Here is a 20362-nt window from a genome sequence, read left to right on the forward strand (position 1 = left end):
CCGTTCACTACCTAGTAAGAGCCTCAGCTTAACGCAGAAGAGGCCCGATGTTACCGGGCCTCTTCGTCTAAGTCAATCGAATGAAATCGTATTTAGCGACGATTTCTTCTTCGAGAAGCCATGAGAGCCAAGCCGGAGAAGACTGCGAGCATGGAAGCTGGTTCTGGCACAGGGGTGTACCGGCTGATCCAAGCCTGAATCCCTGGATCGGTGAGGGAAATCGCTGCACTTCCAAAATATGCTTCGCCTGCTCCTAAGGAGTCTCCGTTCGGATAACTGAAGCCAGAGGTGTTGGTTGCGGCAAAGCCGTAGTCCATGTAGGAGTGCGATGAACCTTGATCGGAACTGAGATTGAAGATGAATGAGTTGATACCCACCAGTTTTCCGTTGTGGAAATAGCCGCCACCCGAATCCTGGCCACCGAGGACTGCGTCTCCGGCTTTCTTAAGGTAGGAGATGTAAGTCCAGCCCATGCCTTGGATGAATCCATATTCGTCTGCGGTGTTGTTGCCCGCGTGTCGCTGACGATTGGCTTCCTGGGCTGGGCCATGTACGTTGTAGCCAGTTCCCGCAGCGTTTACCTCGCCGTAGTTACCGAACCCTGCCATCGTAACCGTATCTCCCTGAGCGAGTCCTGGACCCACTTGGTAGAAGCCGGGCAAAGTCTCGGCAACGGTGAGGATTCTCAAATCGACGCTTGATGCAGCATGTGTGTATGGGTTGGTCACATTCGGTGCAGCATTCGATGCGGTTACGTTATACGTAACGCCGTCAAGGTAAAAGTGGGTGCCGTTTACGTGCTTGGCAGAGAGCAATGTGTGGGGGCCGATAGCGACCGCGCTGGCGGTGTTCGACAAATCATTACCAAGGCGGCCGACCCATTTCCAGGTCGTATCGACAGGCATTGCTGCCGTGGTGAGGTTCGCAACGACACATTGCCCGGAAGCCGCGAGCGCCAAGAAAGAAAAAGCAGTTACAAATCTCATGGTATTCACACTAGAGTTGACTTCCCCATTCTAGAGCATGTCACCGCAATATGGCTAGCTCTCTTGTTAGGATCTAATCCATTTCCTAACATCGCCATCACACAAACGTTCACAATAGATAAGTGACTCCTCTCCCAGACCAAAAAGTATGGCCTGGCTTCAGCGTTGGGCCGGTGCAGGTACAGAATCCGCTGCTCCTGGCGCCCATGGAAGACGTAACCAACTTGCCGATGCGTCTGATTGCCAAGCGCATTGCCAATCCCGGTCTGATGTTTACCGAGTTTGTGAGTGCTATGGCGATTCACTATGGCGCCGTGAAGACCTTGCGCAAGATGCGGATTCACCCACTGGAACGACCGCTTGGCATTCAGATTTTTGGCGGTGAGCCGGAGACGATGGCCGAGACAGCCCGTATATCCGAGGAGATGGGGGCGGACATTGTGGACATCAACATGGGTTGTTGGGTTCCTAAGGTCTGCAAGACAGGCTCTGGGGCGGCTCTTCTTAAAGACCCTGTGTTGGCGGCCAAGATTGTGGAGTCGGTTGTTAAGGCAGTTAAGGTCCCCGTCACCGTGAAGGTCAGAGCTGGGTGGGACTATTCCCTCTTTGCGGCTCCCGATTTGGCTTCTAGGTTTGAGGATGCTGGAGCGAAGATGATCACGCTTCATGCCCGCTTTGCGAAGCAGGGTTTTGAGGGGACTGCGGACTGGAAATTGATTGAGGAGATTCGGAAGGTCGTCAAAGTCCCGTTGATTGGTAATGGCGACGTGAAGACTCCTGAAGATGCTTTGCGTATGCTCCGCGAGACGGGTTGCGATGGCGTGATGGTTGGTCGAGCGGCTATTTCGAATCCGTGGGTATTGCGCGATATCTGCCTGGCACTCAAGGGGCAAGAGGCAGGTCCTCGCCCGACTCTGGATGAACGGATTCAGACTGCGGTTGAGCACTTGAAGCTGATGGTGATGTGTGAGGCTGAGTGTGATTCCTATGAAGAAGCGCTTGAGTCACCCAATCATGCCGACGCCCAATTACGGGCTTGCAGGGCTTTGAGAGGGCAGATTCCCTTGTACATCAAGGGGGAGTTTGGGGCCTCATTGATTCGGGACAAGCTCACTCGATGCTCTACGATTGAAGAGTTTGAGGCAGTGCTTTACGCTTACCAGGCGCAGCAGTCGGTCGGTGCGACGGCTTAGTTATTAAAGAGCGATCTGGCAGCGCGTGTCCAGACCCGAAGGACGTCTGGTGCTGAGCGAATGGCCTGCCAGTGCAGCTTTCGCGCTTCTTTGGGCTTACCTTGCAGTGATTTATATTTGGCCATACCGCTGAGGGCTATTCCTACATCGCGGATGATCAGCTGCTTGTACTTCAGCTTTTGCTCGTCGGTGAGTCCGGCAAAGAGTTCTTCTCGGCGCGGCAAAATCATGCGGGTAAGCAGGAAATGTTGGGCCTCGTGAAATCGAAATCCGGCGTTGGCAAGGCTGGTGCTGAGCACACTGTAGCGAACGAGCTTCTCTGGGAGGTGGCTAAAGGTTCTGCCCGGTGCCAACACAAACCATCCGTACCAGTCGGAGCATCGGACCGTCTTGTCGACAAAGTTGCCTGCTTCGAGCATATCTTTGCGCCGGAACAGGGCTGAGCTCGCGATGACGATGTTGCCTGGAAGGATGTGATCGAATGGGCAGGCATCGTCTGGGATTTGCAGGTTTCGCTCGACGACGTGACCGTCTTCGTAGACGTACCAACCGTCGGTGTGAACCATGGCTGCGCCTGTTCGATCGATGTGCTCTACTTGCTTCTCCAGCTTCTCGGGGAGCCAGAAATCGTCGTGGTCGATGAAAGCGATCAGCTCGCCTGTGGCTTCCTCTACCATGAGTCTACGTGCGGCACCTAGGCCCGCATTCTTGACGCTAATGACTCGGCAGTCAAACTCTTTCGCGATTTTCAGACTGTCGTCTGTACTTCCGTCATCCACCACAAGGACGTCGAAATCTCGGTAGGTCTGGTCAAAAACTGTCTGCAATGCTTCTCGCAAAGTAGCACCGCCGTTGTACACGGCCAAGCAAACAGTCACACGCATCGAACTTCTATTGTGAACAGTTTATTAAGTTTCGTTCATGAAAATCAGAACAATTGCCGAGTTCACGATATCTGCAAGAAGCAATATATCTGCAACAGTGGTCCAAGGAGGGTGTTCAGGAGGTTCAAACGAGTACACTAGCAGACGTAAGGCTACTACGATGATAGGACGAGCGTTCATCCTTAAAACAGCAACATTGAAGCCCGTTGAAAGGCTTGTACGGAAGTCAAGAATGTTCCGCCCTTTGGTCAGCCGCTTTATCGCAGGCGACACCCTGGAAGAATCGCTGGTAGGTAGCCAGACACTCTTGGACAAGAACTTAAGCGTTACTCTCGACTACCTAGGCGAGAATACTGCCTCTGAAGCTGAGGCGATGGCTGCGATTGCGACCTATGTTCAGATGCTTGAGAGGATCTCTCAAGTGCCGCAGGTGCAGAAGTATGCTGCTGCTGTTAGTGCAGAACCACCCGTTTTTGACTTTCAGGCGGGATACAATGCTGAGCCTCTCAACATCTCGATCAAGTTGACGCAGTGTGGTTTGGATCAGGGCACGGACTTTGCCGAGAAGAATTACCGCCATGTTGTCGAAACCGCTGCCAAGTCGAACAATTTTGTGCGAATCGACATGGAAGCGTCCGAATACACGCAGCGAACTGTTGAAATCGTGTCGCGGGTGCGCCAAGACTACAAGAACACGGGAACCGTCCTTCAGAGCTACCTTTACCGAACGGCTGAAGACGTTGAGCTGATGATTGACCTTCAAGCTCGGGTTCGATTGGTGAAAGGTGCGTACCTTGAACCGTCTTCCGTAGCCTTCCCCGAGAAGTCGAAAGTGGACGAGGCGTTTGTCCAGCAGGGCAAGCGGTTGCTGGAAGCTGGTTTCTATCCTGCGATTGCTACTCACGATGAAGCGGTTATCAAGGAGTTGAACAAGTTCGCTGCCGAAAAGAATATTGATAAGTCGCGATTTGAGTATCAAATGCTCTACGGCATCCGAAGGGACCTTCAGGATAGCCTGCGTGCTGAAGGATACAATGTACGCGTCTATGTACCGTATGGTGATAGCTGGTATCCCTACTTTACAAGGCGATTAGCTGAGCGACCAGCCAACGCCTTGTTTATTGCGAAGTCGTTCTTTAAGGGTTAAGAATCGAATCTAAGTAGTCGCCGAGGACTTTGAGAACCTTGCCTCGGTGGCTTATTTGGTGTTTTTCCTCAGCCGTGAGATCGGCCATGGTGCAGTTTTTTTCCGGAAGGAAGAAGATGGGATCGTAGCCGAAGCCGCCCCCTCCGCTTGGCTCTTGGGAGATGACACCCTCACAGGTTTTTTCGAAGACTGTGGTCTCTCTGTCTGGGGCGCTGAGCGCCACGCAGCAGCGGAAACGGGCTGTACGCTTCTCTGTAGGAACCTCTTTAAGGATGTCCAGAATCTTGGCCATTTTCTCTGGGAATGGCGTTTCTTCTCCGGCAAACCGCTTGCTGTAGAGTCCAGGTGCTCCATCCATTGCATCGATTTCTAAGCCAGCGTCGTCGGCAAGACACAAGAGTCCCGTGAAGCGCGCTGCGGACTCTGATTTGATAGCTGAGTTTTCCGCGTAGGTTGTGCCTGTTTCGTCCGGCTCAGGGGCACCTTCGAAATCGGCGAGGGTGAGTAACTCGAGGTTTGGAAAGCGCTGTGAGATGATCGTGATCATCTCACCCGCTTTCTTTCGGTTGTGGGTTGCTATGACAAGTTTGGTGTAGGCCATAGAGCGCTTAGATGCCGAGTGCTTCCGTTTGAGCTGCGATGAGTTCGTTGATTCCTTTCTGACCCAGTTTGAGGAGCTTTGCTAGCACGTCGACCGCAAACGGGTCTTTCTCGGCTGTACCTTGAATCTCGATGAACTTGCCTGATTGGGTCATGACCAAGTTCATGTCGGTCCCGGCTTGGCTGTCCTCGTCGTAGTTGAGGTCTAGGATCTCTAGGTTTCGGTAGATACCGACACTCACTGCTGCGATGGGTTCGCGCATTGGGTTCTTCTTGAGCATTCGCTGATCCATCATCCAACGGATGGCGTCGTATGCAGCGACGTAGCCCGCCGTGATGGCGGCGCATCGCGTGCCTCCGTCGGCCTGGATCGCGTCGCAGTCGATGGTGATGGTTCTCTCGCCTAGCGCTTCCAGATCGATTGCTGTGCGGAGTGCTCGACCGATGAGGCGCTGGATCTCCATGGATCGGCCGTTGGGCTTCATCAGGTCTCGCTGGTTTCGCTGTCGACCCGAGCGTGGCAGCATACTGTACTCTGCCGTGAGCCAACCACTTCCCTTGCCCTTCATGAACGGGGGTACGCGATCTTCGACGGTTGCCGTGACGTGCATGTGAGTCTCACCGAGTTTGAGAAGGCACGAGCCCTCTGCGAACTTGGAGACGTTTCTCTCGAGAGTGAATGGGCGAAGTTGGTCAAGCTGACGACCGTCGGGACGCATTCCCATAGGGTACCGGTCCGAGCGGTTTTCTCGCTCGGATCCGGGATTGATTAAAGTCGCTGTGGAACAGTAACTTTGCCAGTCTTCGCGCTCTCGATAGCTGCTTCTGAGATCGCGAGAGCGCAGAGGCCTTCGTATCCGGTTACAGGAACTTCTGTTCCCGCGTTGAGGGCATCGATGAAGCCTCGAAGCTCCTTGTAATAAGGGTCATCTGTGGATGTTAGGTTGTTGTCGGACTGAGGCAATTGGGCGCCTTTCACGACCTCCGGTTGGCTGTTCACGCTGCTTGTGCGGAGGGCCACGTTCTGGCGGCTGTCGTGTTGAATTAGGCCATCGCTGCCTGCCACTTCAAATGTCGTTCGGAAACCGCTTGGGTCCATCCAGGTGGATTCGACTTGGGCGATACAACCATTCTCAAACGTAAGCGTTGTCAAGGCGTAGTCTGGGCCGTTGCCTTTTTCGATGGCCACGCTTCGGCTGTAGACCTGCGTGACCTCTCCGAGCGTCCAGCGGAGCCAATCGAATTCATGGATCGCCAGGTCTAGCAGAACTCCCCCGCTCTTGCTGTGATCGAGGAACCATGAATCGAGACCCGTTGGGGCCATACCGCCTCGTCTCGCTCTTGCTGCTGCTGGTTTGCCCACGGCTCCGTCTCGAACCATCTTGTGTCCGAGTGCGTACTCGGCGAAGAACCGGACAACATGGCCGGACATGAATGGTACGTTGCTCTTTTGTGCGGCCTCGACAAGCTGCTTGGCTTCGGCGAATGAGAGAGCCAAAGGCTTTTCGACGAAGAGAGCCTTTCCTGCGGCGATTGCCTTCAGACCTGTTTCAAGGTGGGAGGGGGTTGGTAAGCAGACGTCGATGACATCGACTTGCTTGAGAAGATCGTCTAAGTCCGAGCAGGGTTTTGCATCCCACCGGTCCACAAATGCCGAAGTGCGCTCGGCGTTTCGATCATAAAAATAAAGCTCGACGTCCGCCATAGAGCGGTAGTGTCGAGCATGAACGTTGCCCATGCCACCGGCGCCAACGATGCCTACTCGTCGCATGGGGATAGTTTGGCACGCCCGCGATGGTTGATCGCGGGCTGGAAGTCAATTATTTTGGCTTCGATGCGTCTGGTTTGATCGCAGACTTGAATTTCGGCTCGGGCTTGTTCTCGCGTAGCTTGCCAATGTCGAGTGCGGAAACGCTCAAGACCATGAGCAGAATGGTGGCAAGGCCGAGTACGCCCACCGCATTTTGCATTTTGAAGCTGAGGCGCCTACCGCCTCGGAACATCTCTGCAAATGCCACGACCATCTGGCCGCCATCAAGTGGATAGATGGGCAGAAGATTGAAGATGCCCACAGAAATGCTGAGGAGGGAGCAGAGGGCGATCACATCTACCGGACCTCGATTGACGGCTTGAGACGTTTGCGTCACCATGCTGATTGGCCCGCCTACGTTTTCCTTGAGACGTTTTGGTCGGCTCACCATACTGGCAAGACCTTGTACAACCCGCACCGGTGTAAGAGATGCCTCGGAGAGGGCTCCGACAAAGCTGACTGGAAGCCTGTCGCTATCTGGCAAGATGCCGAGTCGGCCTTGCCGTCTTTGCTCACCTGTCGGCATCATTTCTTTGTCAAATACCGGCTCTTCGTTCTCGGAAAGCGTTGGGACAATCTTTACTTCGATCTCTTTGCCTTCCCGAATCACTCCAAGCGTCAGCTTCTTGCCGGCCATGTCTCGCACGTTGGAGATCAGGTCGTAATGGCTGGCGATGACATGATCGTTTACGCGGATGATGCGATCCTTCGGAAGCAGCAGGCCATCGGCTGCGCTATTGGCTGAGACGTCTTTGACGACGTTGTTCGCCTTGTAGATACCATTGCTGCAGTAGATTGCGGTCAGGATGAGGATGCCAGTGATGACGCTGAAAGCTGGGCCTGCGAATAGGACAACGAGTCGTTTCCAGGGAGCCTTGTTATAGAAGCCTCCGACGATTTTGACTTCGCTACCATCTTCTTCGGGGACCATGCCTTTGATTCGCACGAAGCCACCGACTGGGAAGGGTCGGATCGAAAAGCTGGTTGTCTCGCGAATCGCCTTGCCTTCTGGGGTGTCTACGATGTCAGGCTCGTAGGCCGCATCTGAGATGAGAGATGCGCCTTCCAGTCCGTTTCCGCCGTTTGACGAAACCTTGTAGGGATCGTCACCCTCTTTGATGGGGATGGTGTAGGTACGGCGCTTCCAGATCCACGGCTTGCCACCCATGCCGATTGCAAACTCCTCTACTCCCATTCCAAAAAGTCGAGCGAAGAGGTAGTGCCCCAGTTCGTGCGCTGCTACCAAGAGCGAGATCATCAATAGGAACGTGAGGGTCGTCAGAATGAGGTGGAGAATCATAAGAGGTTCTTATCTTCGAATTAAGTTACGCGCAAAATCGCGACTTTGTGCGTCGGTCTCAAGAATAGAGTCTAACGTAGGTTCGACGACCTTGTGCCAGCTCATTGTTCCTTCAACTATTTCTGCAATCTGCAAGAAGCCGATTTCACTTCTCAGGAAGGCGTTTGCCGCTTCTTCGTTGGCTGCATTCAATGCACATGGCATGGTTCCGCCGAGCCTAACTGCTTCCCTTGCTAGTTTAATACTCGGAAAAGTTGCGTCGTCCACACACTCAAATGTGAGATTGGGGCTTTCGATGGGATTCCATGGCTTGAGTCCACTTGGCGGTCGCTCCGGATAGAGGAGCGCGTAGGTGATGGGCAGCCGCATATCGGGGTGGCCCATTTGGCCGAGGACGCTGCCATCTGTCAGTCGCACCATGGAGTGAATCACGCTTTGTGGGTGGATTACGGCTTCCACTTTGTCTATGGGGACATCGAACAGCCAACGGGCCTCGATGGTTTCCAAGCCCTTGTTCATCAGCGTGGCAGAGTCGATGGTGATCTTGCCGCCCATTCTCCAAGTTGGGTGGTTCAGCGCCTGCTCCACCGTGATGTTTTGGAGATCCGTGATCGTTTTTCCTCGGAAAGGGCCGCCACTGGCGGTGAGGATGAGGGAGTCGATCTGGTCCGGTCGGTAGCCTTGGATGCACTGGAAGATCGCGCTGTGTTCACTGTCGATAGGGGTGAGCGAGAGTCCGGCTGCGCGGATGGCTGGCATCACGATCTCACCTGCGGCGACCAAGACTTCCTTGCTGGCGAGGGCGATGGCTTTGCCTGCCTCGATCGCCTTCATAGTCGGGAGGAGGCCTATTACACCGGCTACCGCTACTACGACTAGGTCGGCTTCTGGGAGAGTAGCCAGATTCACAAGGGCGTCCATTCCAGTTGGAACGGGACCGTTTGGGTCTCCTTCGAATAGCGCGAGATGCTTGACGCCCCTTTGGGAGGCCTGCTCTTGAAGAAGTGAAGCGTTTCGTCCTGCTGCCAGACCGATGAGTTGCAATTCGTCGGAATGGCGATCAATAACGTCTAACGTTTGGGTCCCGATGCTGCCTGTGGAGCCGAGAACCACGACGCGTTTCATTAGAGGCGATTGTATCTCGGATCGGCGCTTGCTTGCGGGGGTGCTGTTAAATTTGATGTGAATGAGTGCGCTTTCTCCCACATGGAGTGGGGATTTGAGTGGCGTAACGGGTCAATTTGTGAGTTCGCGGCTGCCCCTGGATTCTGCCGATGCCATACTCAAGAAATGATTGCCCCGCCTGACCAAGACACCCGCTTTCGACTTGACGAGTCGACCGCCCGTGATTTGGCCGCTACTTACGGCACGCCTCTGTACGTCATCAGTGAGGCCCACTTCCGAGAGCGAATCCGGTCTTACATCGACGCTTTCCGATCCGTTTATAACCGATCCGAAGTCACCTACGCCTCAAAAGCCAACTCCACTCTTGCTTTGCTAGCCATCGCTGGCCAAGAGGGTTGCCCTGTTGATGTGGCAAGCGAGGGAGAGCTTCGAGCTGCGATTGCTGCTGGTGTGCCTGCAAGCCGTTGCCATATGCATGGCAACAACAAGAAGCGCGGAGAGCTGGAGTTTGCGATCTCGGCGGGCATCAGTCACATCGTGGTTGACAACTTCGATGAGATTAACGTGATCTCCGAAATCTTGAAAGATCGACCTGAAGCGAAGGCTACCAAGCTGGTTCTTCGGTTGGCACCTGGTGTGGATCCTCACACCCACGCCAAGATTTCCACCGGTCAGGCCGATACCAAGTTTGGCTTCAACATCGTGGACGGATCGGCTGAGAAAGCGACCCAGCTCTGTCTGGAGAAGGGTCTGAACCTTTATGGATTCCACTGCCATGTTGGGTCTCAATTGCTGGATCCCGAAGCGCAGCGTTCGGGTGGCGAGCTGATCGCCAAGTTTGCCATTGAGATGAAGGAGAAACACGGCTATGTCGCTGGTCTACTCAATGTAGGCGGCGGTTTGGGCGTTCGTTACACTTCCGCGGACGTTCCCATGGACGTGACCGAGTATTGTCGGCTGATTGTTGAAGCGATCACTACGACTCTTGAAGGTTCTGGAATCGAGCCCGAGCTTGCGCAAGAGCCAGGTCGGTCCATGATTGCTGAGAGTGGCGTCACACTCTACACGGTTGGGGTGATTAAGACGGTTCCGGCTAAAGAGATTGGGCACCGCACCTATGTGTGTGTCGATGGCGGTCTCAGCGACAACCCTCGCCCAGTGATGTACGGCTCGAAATACACTGTTGAGCGTGCGGACAAGCCGAACACAGGGACAACGCACACGGTTACTGTTTCCGGCAAGCACTGTGAAACAGACAAGCTGTTCGAGAACATTGAACTGCCTTCTGATCTTGCTGTTGGGGATTTGATTCAAGTGCTTTGCACGGGTGCTTATAACAGCGCGATGGCAAGCAATTACAACCGATATCAACGACCTGCGACGGCTCTGCTACGAGGGGACGGCACACACACCCTAATTCAGCGTACAGAAACTTGGGATGAGATGTTCGCACGAGAGATCGTCCCAAGTGATCTTAAATAAGCATGTTTGACAACCTTCCTCCAATCCCGGAGATCCTCGCCCAGATTCTGGTCCTATTCCTCGGAATAGGACTGCATGAATACGCCCATTGCAAGTTTGCGGATATGGCAGGCGACCCGACGCCTCGTTACTACGGTCGCGTCACGCTGAACCTGACCAAGCACTTTGAACCAGTGGGCACCCTCATGATGGTGATGAGCACGCTGGCGGGGTTTGGGATTGGCTGGGGGCGTGCGGCCCCCTGCAATCCGTCGAAGATGCGCAATCCCCGGTGGGATCATTTTATGACCGTCATTGCGGGTCCCGTCTCTAACTTGGTGCAGGCATGTCTCTATGCCGTTGCGCTGCGACTTACTCTTCTGACGGGTCTTATCGCTGCATTGCCGAGCGAGGGTGTTCGATCGTTTGTGCTTGCCTTGATGATCTATGGAGTTGCCATCAACTGTGCCATCTTCGTGTTCAATTTGATCCCATTTGGTCCGCTTGATGGGCACTGGCTCGTGGGTCTGCTGTTGCCCGAAAAACAGCGATATGCGTTCTTTAAGTTCAACCAAACCATCGGTATGCCGGGGCTATTTTTCACAGTGATCATGCTTCAGATGGCTCACATTCCCATTACGCGTGGACCTGTATCTTTCTTGTTTGGCCTTCTTACAGGCATGCACGGTGTATTCTAAGTTCTTCTTTCGGGCTACGCATGTCAAATAACAAACGAATTTTAAGCGGAATGCGGTCGTCGAATCCACGACTGCACATTGGCAACTATGAAGGCGCTCTTCGAAATTGGGTAGAGCTCCAGAACCAGGGGAACGATATGTTCTGCATGGTTGCCGATTGGCATGCGCTTACCACGATGTACGAAAACGCGAGTGAGATCAGCCACAACGCTCGCGAAGTGGCTAAGGACTACATTGCAGCGGGAATCGACCCCGAGAAGTCCGTGGTGTTCATCCAGTCTCACGTGAAGGAGCATGCAGAGCTGCACCTGCTGTTCAGCATGATCACTCCGCTTGGATGGTTGGAACGGGTTCCCACCTATAAGGAGAAGCAGCAGGATATGGGCGCTGCCGAGCGTGAGCCGTACGGCCTTTTGGGTTATCCGGTTCTACAGACTGCAGACATCTTGCTCTATCGGCCTTATGGCGTGCCTGTGGGGCGTGACCAGGCTCCTCACTTGGAGATCGGCAACGATATTGCGGCTCGCTTCAACCGGCTTTACAACAAAGACGTGTTTGAGCCTTACAAGTATCTGATCCCTGAGGATGAGCTGCGCGCGAAAGTTCCTGGGCTGGATATGAGGAAGATGAGTAAGTCTTACGACAACTGTATCTACCTGAGCGACACAGCTGACCAGACTGCGGAAAAGATCAAGGGAGCCTTCACCACGCCTACCAAGTTGCGGAAGACCGATCCTGGAATTCCAGAAGGGTGCGCTGTGTGCCAGTTCCTGAAGGTTTATTCTCCCGACTGGGAAACCCAGTGGAACGAGGATCGGCAGGGCGAGCGCGGATGCATGCAGAACAAGAAGGAGCTGACGGAGATCCTGAATGAGTTCTTGCGACCCATGCGAGAGCGACGCGCTGAACTGGATGACGCAACCATAGAAGAGATTTTAACGAAGGGTGCTGAGCGGGCACGGGCGGTCGCATCGGAGACGATGGATCTGGTCCGGACCGCGATGGGCATGTCCTAGATACACCATGTTCGGATGGCTTTTCGATAAACGATCCCCCGTCGAAAAGTTCTGGTCCTGGTTTCAAGCGAACCAGGACCTGTACGAACGCCCCCTCACCTCCAAATCTTTTGCCGCGCTCAATAGCCGCCTTGCAGAGGTTCATGCTGATTTGGTGTGGGAGATTGCAAATTCAGACTCAGGCAACACCTTCCTGATCAGCGCCGCAGGCGATCGCGAACTGATTTCTCATGTGCTGGAGTTAGGAAAGCACAGCCCCGCCCTGCCCGGCTGGAAAATCGTGACATTCAGGCAACGTCAGCAGCCGACAGTCTGTCTGGCCAATCTTTCGTTTGTTCTTGTGGAGAACCCGAATTCGTCCCTGCCTGATCTTTTGATTTACGTGGACGGGTTGGAACGGTCCAATTACGAAACCAAGTTGAGCGAGTGTGTGCTCGGCCTCCACATGTTGCTTGGAGAGTACGAAACCATGACAATGCTGGGAGAAATTGAGGTTGCGCCTCTTTGGTCGACGTCTGGCAACCAAAGATGTATGGAGGAGCTGCCTCAGGTCCTTGGTGAACGTGCCGTCAGCGTGACAGGCTCGGTACACTAGACTTTCCCTTTGTTGTCCAATGTTATCTTCTGTTAAAGCAATCTACTTCGATCTCGACGACACTCTCTGCGGTTACTGGGACGCCTCTAAGGCTGCTCTCCGCAAAACCTTCGATGAGCACAAACCGGGTGGACTGTCAGTTGATGAGATTGTTGAGCATTGGGCGGCGGCTTTCCGTGAATTTGCGCCTTCTTTAAAGAAGACCGGCTGGTATGACCAGTATTTGAAGAGTGGTGCGCCGACTCGGACTGAGCAGATGCGATTGATGCTCGATCGGATCGGCATCCAAGATCCTGAGCTTGCTTACAACCTCAGCCAGAGCTACATGGAACACCGAGACCAGCACTTGGAGTTGTTTGAGGACGCTCTTGAGGTGTTGGAGTACCTGAAGCCGAAGTATCCGCTTGGACTCATCACAAACGGCCCTGCGGACATTCAGCGCCAGGAGATCGCCACGCTTGGGATCGGGCACTTCTTTGATCACATCTTTATCGAGGGAGAAATGCTTGAGGGCAAGCCGCTGGTAACCGTGTTTGAGCGCGCGCAAGCGGCAATGGGTGTTGAGACGGATCAGCTCTTGATGGTGGGCAACAGCTTTGGGCACGATATTAAGCCTGCGATTGAGCTCGGGTGGCAGACAGCTTGGATTCGCCGTCCATCCGATATTCCTCCCAGTGCTAAAGAGATGGAGACGCTTCCAGCAGATGGCCCTGTGCCCGTCATCACCATCACTGAATTGAAGCAACTCATTCCCCTTTTGTAAACCGTTTAAGTCATTGACGGCTGTCATTCAACATTAAATCACTTTTATCAAAAGTACCTTAGAGATATTTAAGCTCACCGGCTCTTTTACTGGGTTTATATGTTCCTGGAGCCTTACAATAGGTGCATCCAGGAGTCGAAGATGACTAAAGTTAATTCTTATTTGCCAATCACTACGCTTAAAAATGCGTTAAAGGGAGCTGTGATGATGCTCGGAATAGGATATTCCGCTGTCGCAGCGCACGGCCAAGCTGGGACTTGGACTGCTCTTGCAAACGCCTGCCCAGGAAGCCCTGAAACGGCTCTTCTACTGACCGATGGATCGGTGTTAGTCCATGACTATGGCAACTACACCAACTGGTTTAAGCTGACCCCCACATCAGCCCTTAGCTTTGTCAATGCAACGTGGTCCACAGCCGCAAGTATGCACAACGGAAGACTCTATGGTCAGACCGCCGTGTTTAAAGATGGTCGCGTTCTTTATGGTGGTGGCGAGTATCTAACTTCCCCATATACCGACCACAACGGAATCGAGATCTACGATCCTGTGGCGAACACTTGGACGGTTGGCCCCGACAGCCTCTACTCGGCTCTCGGTGACACTGGATCTACCGTTTTAGCGGATGGTCGGATGATTGCCAGCAACTGGAGCAATGCAAGCACCGACATCTATAACCCAACCACGAATACCTGGACTGCCTCTGGCTCTCTCTTGCAGGACACAGGCGACGAGCAGACCTGGATTACGCTTCCGGACGGCAGTGCACTTGCCGTTTTCAACGTAGGACAACGGTACATTCCCTCTACCAACAGTTGGATTGCCACGGGATCGATTCCTGTGGGGCTGGTAAGTTCTGCCGGTGAGATTGGGCCGGCTGTGATGTTGTACACCGGCAAGGTACTGGTGCTTGGTGGTACGGGTCACACGGCGATCTATACACCGCCCACCACGCTGACAGGTGCGGGATCATGGGCAGCAGGTCCAGATGCTCCTGCGGGATGCTCGTTTATGGGAGACACACCATGCGCGGTTGAGGTGAATGGAAAGGTTCTGTGTGTTGGAGCAAACACTGAATTTGGGAATGTCACCAACTTCTTTGAGTACGATCCAGCTACCAACGCCTTCACAGTAGTTCCCTCGCCTACAACTGGAATGGGTGCTGCATTCGCGTTGAGAATGCTTGTGCTTCCGAACGGGCGCATTCTACTGACGGGTACAGGTTCGACCGCCTACGTCTACACTTCGAGCACAGGCGCTTCGTCGGCTTGGCAGCCAGTGGTTAGTGCCGTCACAAAGGTAGGCAGCACCTATACGCTCTCCGGTCAAAGGCTCAATGGCCTTACCAATGGTGCCTCCTATGGAGACGAATCCAACCCGTATACGAACTACCCGATCGTAGTGCTCTACAGCACAGCGGGCGGCTTCCAGCGCTGCCGAAGCTTCAACTTCAGCACGATGGGATATTCAACGGGAACTTCCACTGTTACCTGCAACTTCACGCTACCTGCGGGAGTTACAACGGGGACTTACACTCTGTACGTCATCGCTAACGGCATTATGTCGGCGGGCGTCAGCTTCACTCCCTGATCACCTTTGAGCTGGGAAGGAGAGATCCTTCCCAGCCAAGGCTTGCTATTCTTTCAAATATATCTGAAACTTCCATATCTAAATGAGTAGAATAGAGATGTCATGTCAGTTTTGGCACCAGAGACATCGGAAAAGTTGCAGGGCATCTCCATTGAAAAGATCACTCAGAAGGTGAAGAGCGCGGAAAGGCTCACGCCGGAAGATGCGTTGTTCCTGTTTCACCACTCTAACCCGCTTGATCTAGCAGCGCTTGCCGACTTTCAGCGCCAGCGGAAAGTGCCGAACGACACGGTCACCTACATCATTGGCCGGATCCTCAACTACACAAATGTGTGCTGGGTCCGATGCAAATTCTGTGCGTTTTACCGAGTACCTGGCCATGAAGAAGGCTATTTGCACTCCGATGAGGAGATATTGGCGAAGGTGCAGGACACCGTTGATAAGGGTGGCGTGGAGATATTGTTCCAAGGCGGACTCAACCCGAAGCTGAAGATCGATTACTACGAAGGCATCTTTTCGAAGATCAAAGAGCGGTTCCCTGACGTCATTCTTCATGCCCTGTCTCCGGCGGAGATCATCTACATCGCCCACATTTCAAGGCTGACAGTAAAGGAGACCCTTCAGCGGCTCCATGCTTCGGGCCTTCACTCCATTCCGGGTGCAGGTGGCGAGATCTTGGTTGATCGTGTGCGACAGATTATCGCTCCGAACAAGGATACGACGGATGAGTGGTTGGAGTGCATGCGCACTGCAGCTGGTCTCGGTATCCGCTCGACTGCTTCCATGATGTTTGGGCACGTTGAGACCTTGGAAGACCGAGTGGAGCATTTGACGCGCATCCGCGACCTCCAGGACGAGTGTGCTCCTTTCCGCGCCTTTGTTACTTGGAACTTCCAGCCGGAAGACACTCAGCTTGCCATTCCCAAGAAGGCTAGTGGGTTCGATTATCTGAGAACTGTAGCGGTCTCTCGGTTGTTCCTGGATAACTTCGACAACCTACAGGTGTCGATCCTTACTCAGGGGCCAAAGATCGCGCAGATGGCGCTGAAGTATGGAGCCAACGACTTTGGGTCGGTGATGATTGAGGAGAACGTGGTTTCGGCGGCAGGCAACAAGTTCATTCTCAACGCCGAAGAGTTCGAGCGGTTGATCCGAGGTGCGGGCTATCAGCCACACCGAAGAAACACACGATACGAACTGGTTTAAGAAGACCAACAGAGAAGGGCTTCCCTCACTTGGGGAAGCCCTTCTTGCGTTTAGGCTTAGTGTCTTGGGTGCTTCAGACTCATTCCGAAGGTAACTCCACCAGCGCCTCTACCGTTTGGCGTGGTCCAGTAGGTTGAGTTTTCGGAGAGGAGGGTTGCACTTGCTTTGAGGAGTGTTCGACCTGTTCCATCAAGTTTGCTTCGGTAAACACCTGTTGGAACCGTAGCGTCGTTCGAAACGGCGATCACGTAGGATAGCTGCGTTCCGTCGGAGCTGAAGGAAGGTCCAGACATGAAGAGATTCATGCTTGGGTTCGGCAGCAGTGTTTGGCCAGATCCGTTTGCGTTCATGTATCCAGCTGTGAGGAAGTTGGTGGCCGCATCGGTTCGAGTGAAAGCGATCTTGGCGCCGTCTTTGCTGAACTGTGGATAGTCTGTGCCTGCCGTGCCGCTCGTAAGCTGTGTAATGCCCGTGCCATCCGACTTCATGCTGAAGACTTCCACCTCGCCAGAGCTTGCGTTCTTGGAGTACACGATCTTCGTTCCGTCTGGGCTTAGGCTTGCTGCGAACGCATCGTCTAGCTGCTTAGGAGTTGCTCCTGGCGTGTTTGGCGCGGAGTACAGCCGAGTTGCTGTGCCGTCATCTGCCACGAAGTACACGGTGTTTCCGTCTGGCGAAACCTGTAGATAGAATACGAGGTTGTAAGTCGGTGCGACGATGGTGGTGGAACCGGTCAGCGACAGTGATGTGTTTTTGTAGATGCCTGCTTTACCGCCAGCTGGACCGTTCGCGAATACGAGCTCTCCTGCAACATTTGGGTTCGGCGCTGCGGTCTGGAAGTTACCGTTCACTGTTGCGGCGAGGGTATCTCCCGTGCCATCTGGACTCACGTAGCGCAACTGGAAATTGCCTTGTGCACCTTCGGTGTAGTACACGACATTCTTAGGAAGGAAGCCTGTTGCTCCGCCTGTGCTACCAGCAGTTGTTCCTGCTGAAGTTCCTGCGGACGTACCAGCTGAGGTTCCCGCAGATGTACCGGCGCTTGTGCCTGTTCCTGAAGAGCTGGAACCTCCACCGCCACCACAACCGATTACGACGGCCGCTGTAGTAGCAGCAATGAACACTGCCCAAAGGCTTGATTGTTGTTTGAACTTAGACATGATCTCCAATGGAAGCGCAAGAGAGGGCCGCACTTAAACAGGCCAAGCGCACTTGTACGACGATTATCCTATGAATGATGTTCGGTCACAAGTCGGTTTCAGGCTCAAATTTATATAAATCTGGCCTTCTAGCAGAAATGATGGGGGTTTCATACTCACCCGGGACCAAAACCCTCGTTTTATTTCTTGCGACTGTGAGATCGATGTCGGCCTGAATCACCTCTTCGTCGGCACCTGCTTCGGCAAGAACTTTGCCTACTGGGTTGATGATCTTGCTTCTACCGATGAACTTGAAGCCGTTTTCTTCTCCCACGCGGTTGCAGGTTGCCATGAAAACGTGGTTCTCTGCCGCGCGGGCGATGGAGATGAATTCTGCGGAGGTCTCGGCACCCTCTGGCCAGTTGGTTGGCAGAACTATGATATCCGCACCCTTCATTGTAAGGGTTCGGGCTGCTTCTGGGTATCGCATGTCGAAGCAGATGAGGATGCCGACCTTGCCGAACTTCGTATCGAATACCGGAAGTTCGTTACCTACCTCTGCAAACCGGTCGTAGCCAAGAACTGGTAAGTGTGTTTTTCGGTAGATGGTTGGTGCATGACCAGGTCGATAGAAGATCGCCGCGTTGTAGAGCCGCACAGTCTCTCCGTCCGCTGGGTCGATTTCCCATTCCGCAAAACCGATCACTGCGTGAATATTGAGGTCATCGCAGGTTTGCTTGAGTGTGTTGAGGTGAGCGGGATCGGGGTAGCGGAGTGCAATGTCCCTGGCTTCTTCTGCTGAGCTCACACAGTAGCCAGTAAGAAACGCCTCCGGAAAGACTGCAAAGTCAACACCTTCATGCTTGAGGCGCTGGAGCGTGTGCATCGCCGCACACGTATTTTGCTGAGGATCACCGAAAGCGACATTGGACTGAACACATGCAATACGCATGCTCTAAGTATGGTTCGGAGAGGACGTTAACGAACAAGTCTCTCCTTCACATGCGATCATGCGTCTTCTTCTTAAGATGATCTTTATGGCAATGACGAGGGCCGCAACCGCGCTGCCGAAGTAGGAGACATTGTGAACAACGAGATCCACCGTGAAGCGGCGCTGAAGGTCGTCTCCCATGCTCGAAATCTCGGCCCCGCTGATAAAAGGAGGGGCCGTCACATGGAGCATCCAGGTGAGCAAGCCACAAACGGCTGCGACCACTCCCACGACTGCTAACGCACGTAACGTCCTCTGGAATATCCAGACAGGGCAGACTGTTGGCGCAGATCCAGTTGAGGCGAGGAAACCGAAGATGACGCCTACGATTGCACCGAACCACCAGGTGGCGATGATTCCCCAGATCAGCGCGAGCACCGTGAGGTCATCCGTAACAAAAACGGGCGGATGCCAAACGGTGAAATACTCGGGGCAGATTCGGATGGTCAGCTGGTCGTGTACGATTCCGTACATACAGGCCGCCAAGGTGGTCATCAGAACGACCCCGAGAAAATAGCGAAGGCTCACATCTCTCGTTACGCGCGGATGTGAGCCCTGGTTCCGCTTATTCTTCGACGCGGAACCAGTTTGCGACTTCGGTAACGGTTTCAGAATCGACTAGATCTCGGATGGCGGCGTGGAAATTCGATTCCACACACGGGTGCGTGAGGAACACAATCTCACCAAGGCCATCACCCAGAGTCTTCATTTCCATGGCAGCAAGAGAGACCTCGTGCTTGCCAAACGCTGTCGCGATAGCGCCCAAGATGAGTGGCTTGTCGGGAACGACTAAACGCAGATAGAAGCCAGTGACAACGGAGTCGATGCCCTCCAGTTCCATGCCGAAGCCGTAGGGGATGGCGCTTCCCTTTCCGCCTGCCGCAATGTTCCGACCGATGTCGACGAGATCACCGATGACGGCTGACGCAGTCGGATCAGAACCTGCGCCGCGCCCGCTGAACATCACGTCACCGACGAAGTCTCCATGTAGCCAAAGGGCGTTGTAGACACCGTTCACGCTTGCGAGCGGGTGGCTCTTGGGCAAGAGTGTTGGGTGGACTCGGACTCGGATCTTCTCAGGCGAGACTGGTTCGACAATGCCTAGAAGCTTGATTCGGTATCCGAGGAGGTTCGCGTATTGCATATCAAGCTTCGCAACCTTTCGGATTCCTTCGCGATAGACACCTTCGAGCGGAACCTGCTTGCCGAACGCAATGGAGGCCAAGATGGAAATCTTGTATGAAGCATCAAAACCGTCCACGTCGTTGGTGGGGTCTGCTTCGGCAAAGCCTTTGTCTTGCGCGTCCTTCAGGACGTCTGCGAAGTCGGCTCCCTCTTCCTGCATGGCGGTGAGGATGTAGTTCGTGGTGCCATTGAGGATGCCCATCATCTTGAGGACATCGTTGCCCGCCAACTGGTGTTTGAGAGGCTGAACCAGCGGGATACCGCCACCCACCGCAGCTTCGTAGTGGAGGTCTAGTCCGAGGTCTTTGGCCAAGTGAACTAGGCGAGAACCCTGCTTTGCCATCAGCTCTTTGTTAGCCGTGACGACGTTCTTGCCGTTGTTCAGAGCACGCTCGACGAGCTCTCCGGCAGGCTCTACACCACCGATCAGCTCCAGGATGACGTCAATCTCAGGATCGTCTACGATGGACTTGAGGTCCGTGGTAAACATGTCTCCAGGGAGTTCGCGAGACTTGCTTGCGTCACGAATACCGATCTTGACGACTTCGATTTTGAATCCCGCTTTGCGCGAAATCGCGTCCTGATTGTCGCAGATCATACGATGTGCGCCAGATCCGACCGTACCAAAACCCAGAATGCCGACGCGGAGCGTACGTACAGGTGCTAACGTTGCCAC

The 20362-nt window shown here is 53.9% G+C and carries 20 protein-coding genes; 9 read left to right on the forward strand and 11 right to left on the reverse strand.

The window, feature by feature from the left end; translation table 11 throughout:
- Nucleotides 1–92: 92 nt before the first annotated feature.
- A complete protein-coding gene (locus ACZ51B_RS03225) occupies nucleotides 93–986 on the reverse strand; it encodes a PEP-CTERM sorting domain-containing protein (protein ID WP_464295793.1) in 894 nt (297 codons plus the stop codon).
- Nucleotides 987–1108: 122 nt separating this feature from the next.
- Here ACZ51B_RS03225 and dusB point away from each other — a divergent pair, with 122 nt between their 5' ends.
- A complete protein-coding gene (dusB, locus tag ACZ51B_RS03230) occupies nucleotides 1109–2179 on the forward strand; it encodes a tRNA dihydrouridine synthase DusB (RefSeq protein ID WP_464295794.1) in 1071 nt (356 codons plus the stop codon).
- On the opposite strand, the gene ACZ51B_RS03235 is transcribed toward dusB, so the two are convergent.
- Complete coding sequence (locus tag ACZ51B_RS03235; protein ID WP_464295795.1) at nucleotides 2176–3063, reverse strand: glycosyltransferase family 2 protein; 888 nt, start codon at nucleotides 3061–3063, stop codon at nucleotides 2176–2178. The two genes, dusB and ACZ51B_RS03235, sit on opposite strands and share 4 nt — an antisense overlap.
- A 232-nt stretch (nucleotides 3064–3295) precedes the next feature.
- Between ACZ51B_RS03235 and ACZ51B_RS03240 the strand changes: the two genes are divergently transcribed.
- On the forward strand, nucleotides 3296–4210 hold the full coding sequence (locus tag ACZ51B_RS03240; RefSeq protein WP_464295796.1) for a proline dehydrogenase family protein: 915 nt from the start codon (nucleotides 3296–3298) through the stop codon (nucleotides 4208–4210).
- Here ACZ51B_RS03240 and rdgB read toward each other — a convergent pair.
- From rdgB to dxr, 5 genes are read right to left on the reverse strand one after another with little or no spacing between them, the layout of a single operon-like run.
- On the reverse strand, nucleotides 4200–4811 hold the full coding sequence (gene rdgB, locus ACZ51B_RS03245) for an RdgB/HAM1 family non-canonical purine NTP pyrophosphatase (protein ID WP_464295797.1): 612 nt from the start codon (nucleotides 4809–4811) through the stop codon (nucleotides 4200–4202). The two genes, ACZ51B_RS03240 and rdgB, sit on opposite strands and share 11 nt — an antisense overlap.
- Nucleotides 4812–4818: 7 nt before the next feature.
- Nucleotides 4819–5529 carry a ribonuclease PH gene (gene rph / locus ACZ51B_RS03250; protein ID WP_464295798.1) on the reverse strand — a complete coding sequence of 237 codons (711 nt, stop codon included), beginning with the start codon at nucleotides 5527–5529 and terminating at the stop codon, nucleotides 4819–4821.
- Between the two features lie 50 nt (nucleotides 5530–5579).
- Entirely contained in the window at nucleotides 5580–6587 is a 1008-nt protein-coding gene (locus ACZ51B_RS03255) for a Gfo/Idh/MocA family protein (protein WP_464297164.1), read from the reverse strand.
- Between the two features lie 43 nt (nucleotides 6588–6630).
- Nucleotides 6631–7920, reverse strand: coding sequence for a M50 family metallopeptidase (locus ACZ51B_RS03260; RefSeq protein WP_464295799.1), 1290 nt, complete (start codon nucleotides 7918–7920; stop codon nucleotides 6631–6633).
- Nucleotides 7921–7929: 9 nt separating this feature from the next.
- Nucleotides 7930–9045 (reverse strand): 1-deoxy-D-xylulose-5-phosphate reductoisomerase, encoded by a 1116-nt coding sequence (dxr, locus tag ACZ51B_RS03265; protein WP_464295800.1) that lies wholly within the window; start codon nucleotides 9043–9045, stop codon nucleotides 7930–7932.
- A gap of 165 nt (nucleotides 9046–9210) precedes the next feature.
- Here dxr and lysA point away from each other — a divergent pair, with 165 nt between their 5' ends.
- The 7 genes from lysA to mqnC all read left to right on the forward strand — a co-directional run bounded on the left by lysA (nucleotide 9211) and on the right by mqnC (nucleotide 16371).
- Nucleotides 9211–10527, forward strand: a complete 1317-nt coding sequence (lysA, locus tag ACZ51B_RS03270) for a diaminopimelate decarboxylase (protein WP_464295801.1) — start codon at nucleotides 9211–9213, stop codon at nucleotides 10525–10527.
- Between the two features lie 2 nt (nucleotides 10528–10529).
- Nucleotides 10530–11204, forward strand: a complete 675-nt coding sequence (locus ACZ51B_RS03275) for a site-2 protease family protein (protein ID WP_464295802.1) — start codon at nucleotides 10530–10532, stop codon at nucleotides 11202–11204.
- Nucleotides 11205–11224: 20 nt separating this feature from the next.
- The gene (gene trpS / locus ACZ51B_RS03280) at nucleotides 11225–12220 is read left to right on the forward strand and encodes a tryptophan--tRNA ligase (RefSeq protein WP_464295803.1); all 996 of its coding nucleotides are present in this window, start codon (nucleotides 11225–11227) and stop codon (nucleotides 12218–12220) included.
- Between the two features lie 7 nt (nucleotides 12221–12227).
- The gene (locus ACZ51B_RS03285) at nucleotides 12228–12815 is read left to right on the forward strand and encodes a hypothetical protein (RefSeq protein WP_464295804.1); all 588 of its coding nucleotides are present in this window, start codon (nucleotides 12228–12230) and stop codon (nucleotides 12813–12815) included.
- A 19-nt stretch (nucleotides 12816–12834) separates the two neighbouring features.
- Complete coding sequence (locus ACZ51B_RS03290) at nucleotides 12835–13578, forward strand: HAD family hydrolase (protein WP_464295805.1); 744 nt, start codon at nucleotides 12835–12837, stop codon at nucleotides 13576–13578.
- Between the two features lie 204 nt (nucleotides 13579–13782).
- Nucleotides 13783–15165, forward strand: coding sequence for a Kelch repeat-containing protein (locus ACZ51B_RS03295; RefSeq protein ID WP_464295806.1), 1383 nt, complete (start codon nucleotides 13783–13785; stop codon nucleotides 15163–15165).
- 102 nt (nucleotides 15166–15267) lie between these two features.
- The gene (gene mqnC, locus ACZ51B_RS03300) at nucleotides 15268–16371 is read left to right on the forward strand and encodes a cyclic dehypoxanthinyl futalosine synthase (RefSeq protein WP_464295807.1); all 1104 of its coding nucleotides are present in this window, start codon (nucleotides 15268–15270) and stop codon (nucleotides 16369–16371) included.
- Between the two features lie 56 nt (nucleotides 16372–16427).
- Here mqnC and ACZ51B_RS03305 read toward each other — a convergent pair whose 3' ends face one another.
- The 4 genes from ACZ51B_RS03305 to ACZ51B_RS03320 form a co-directional block, all read right to left on the reverse strand.
- On the reverse strand, nucleotides 16428–17531 hold the full coding sequence (locus ACZ51B_RS03305; RefSeq protein WP_464295808.1) for a hypothetical protein: 1104 nt from the start codon (nucleotides 17529–17531) through the stop codon (nucleotides 16428–16430).
- An 85-nt stretch (nucleotides 17532–17616) separates the two neighbouring features.
- Entirely contained in the window at nucleotides 17617–18462 is an 846-nt protein-coding gene (locus ACZ51B_RS03310) for a carbon-nitrogen hydrolase family protein (protein ID WP_464295809.1), read from the reverse strand.
- Between the two features lie 3 nt (nucleotides 18463–18465).
- A complete protein-coding gene (locus tag ACZ51B_RS03315; protein ID WP_464295810.1) occupies nucleotides 18466–19029 on the reverse strand; it encodes a hypothetical protein in 564 nt (187 codons plus the stop codon).
- A gap of 37 nt (nucleotides 19030–19066) precedes the next feature.
- Entirely contained in the window at nucleotides 19067–20362 is a 1296-nt protein-coding gene (locus ACZ51B_RS03320) for a homoserine dehydrogenase (protein WP_464295811.1), read from the reverse strand.

It is taken from the genome of Fimbriimonas sp. LA-C6 (assembly GCF_055398105.1).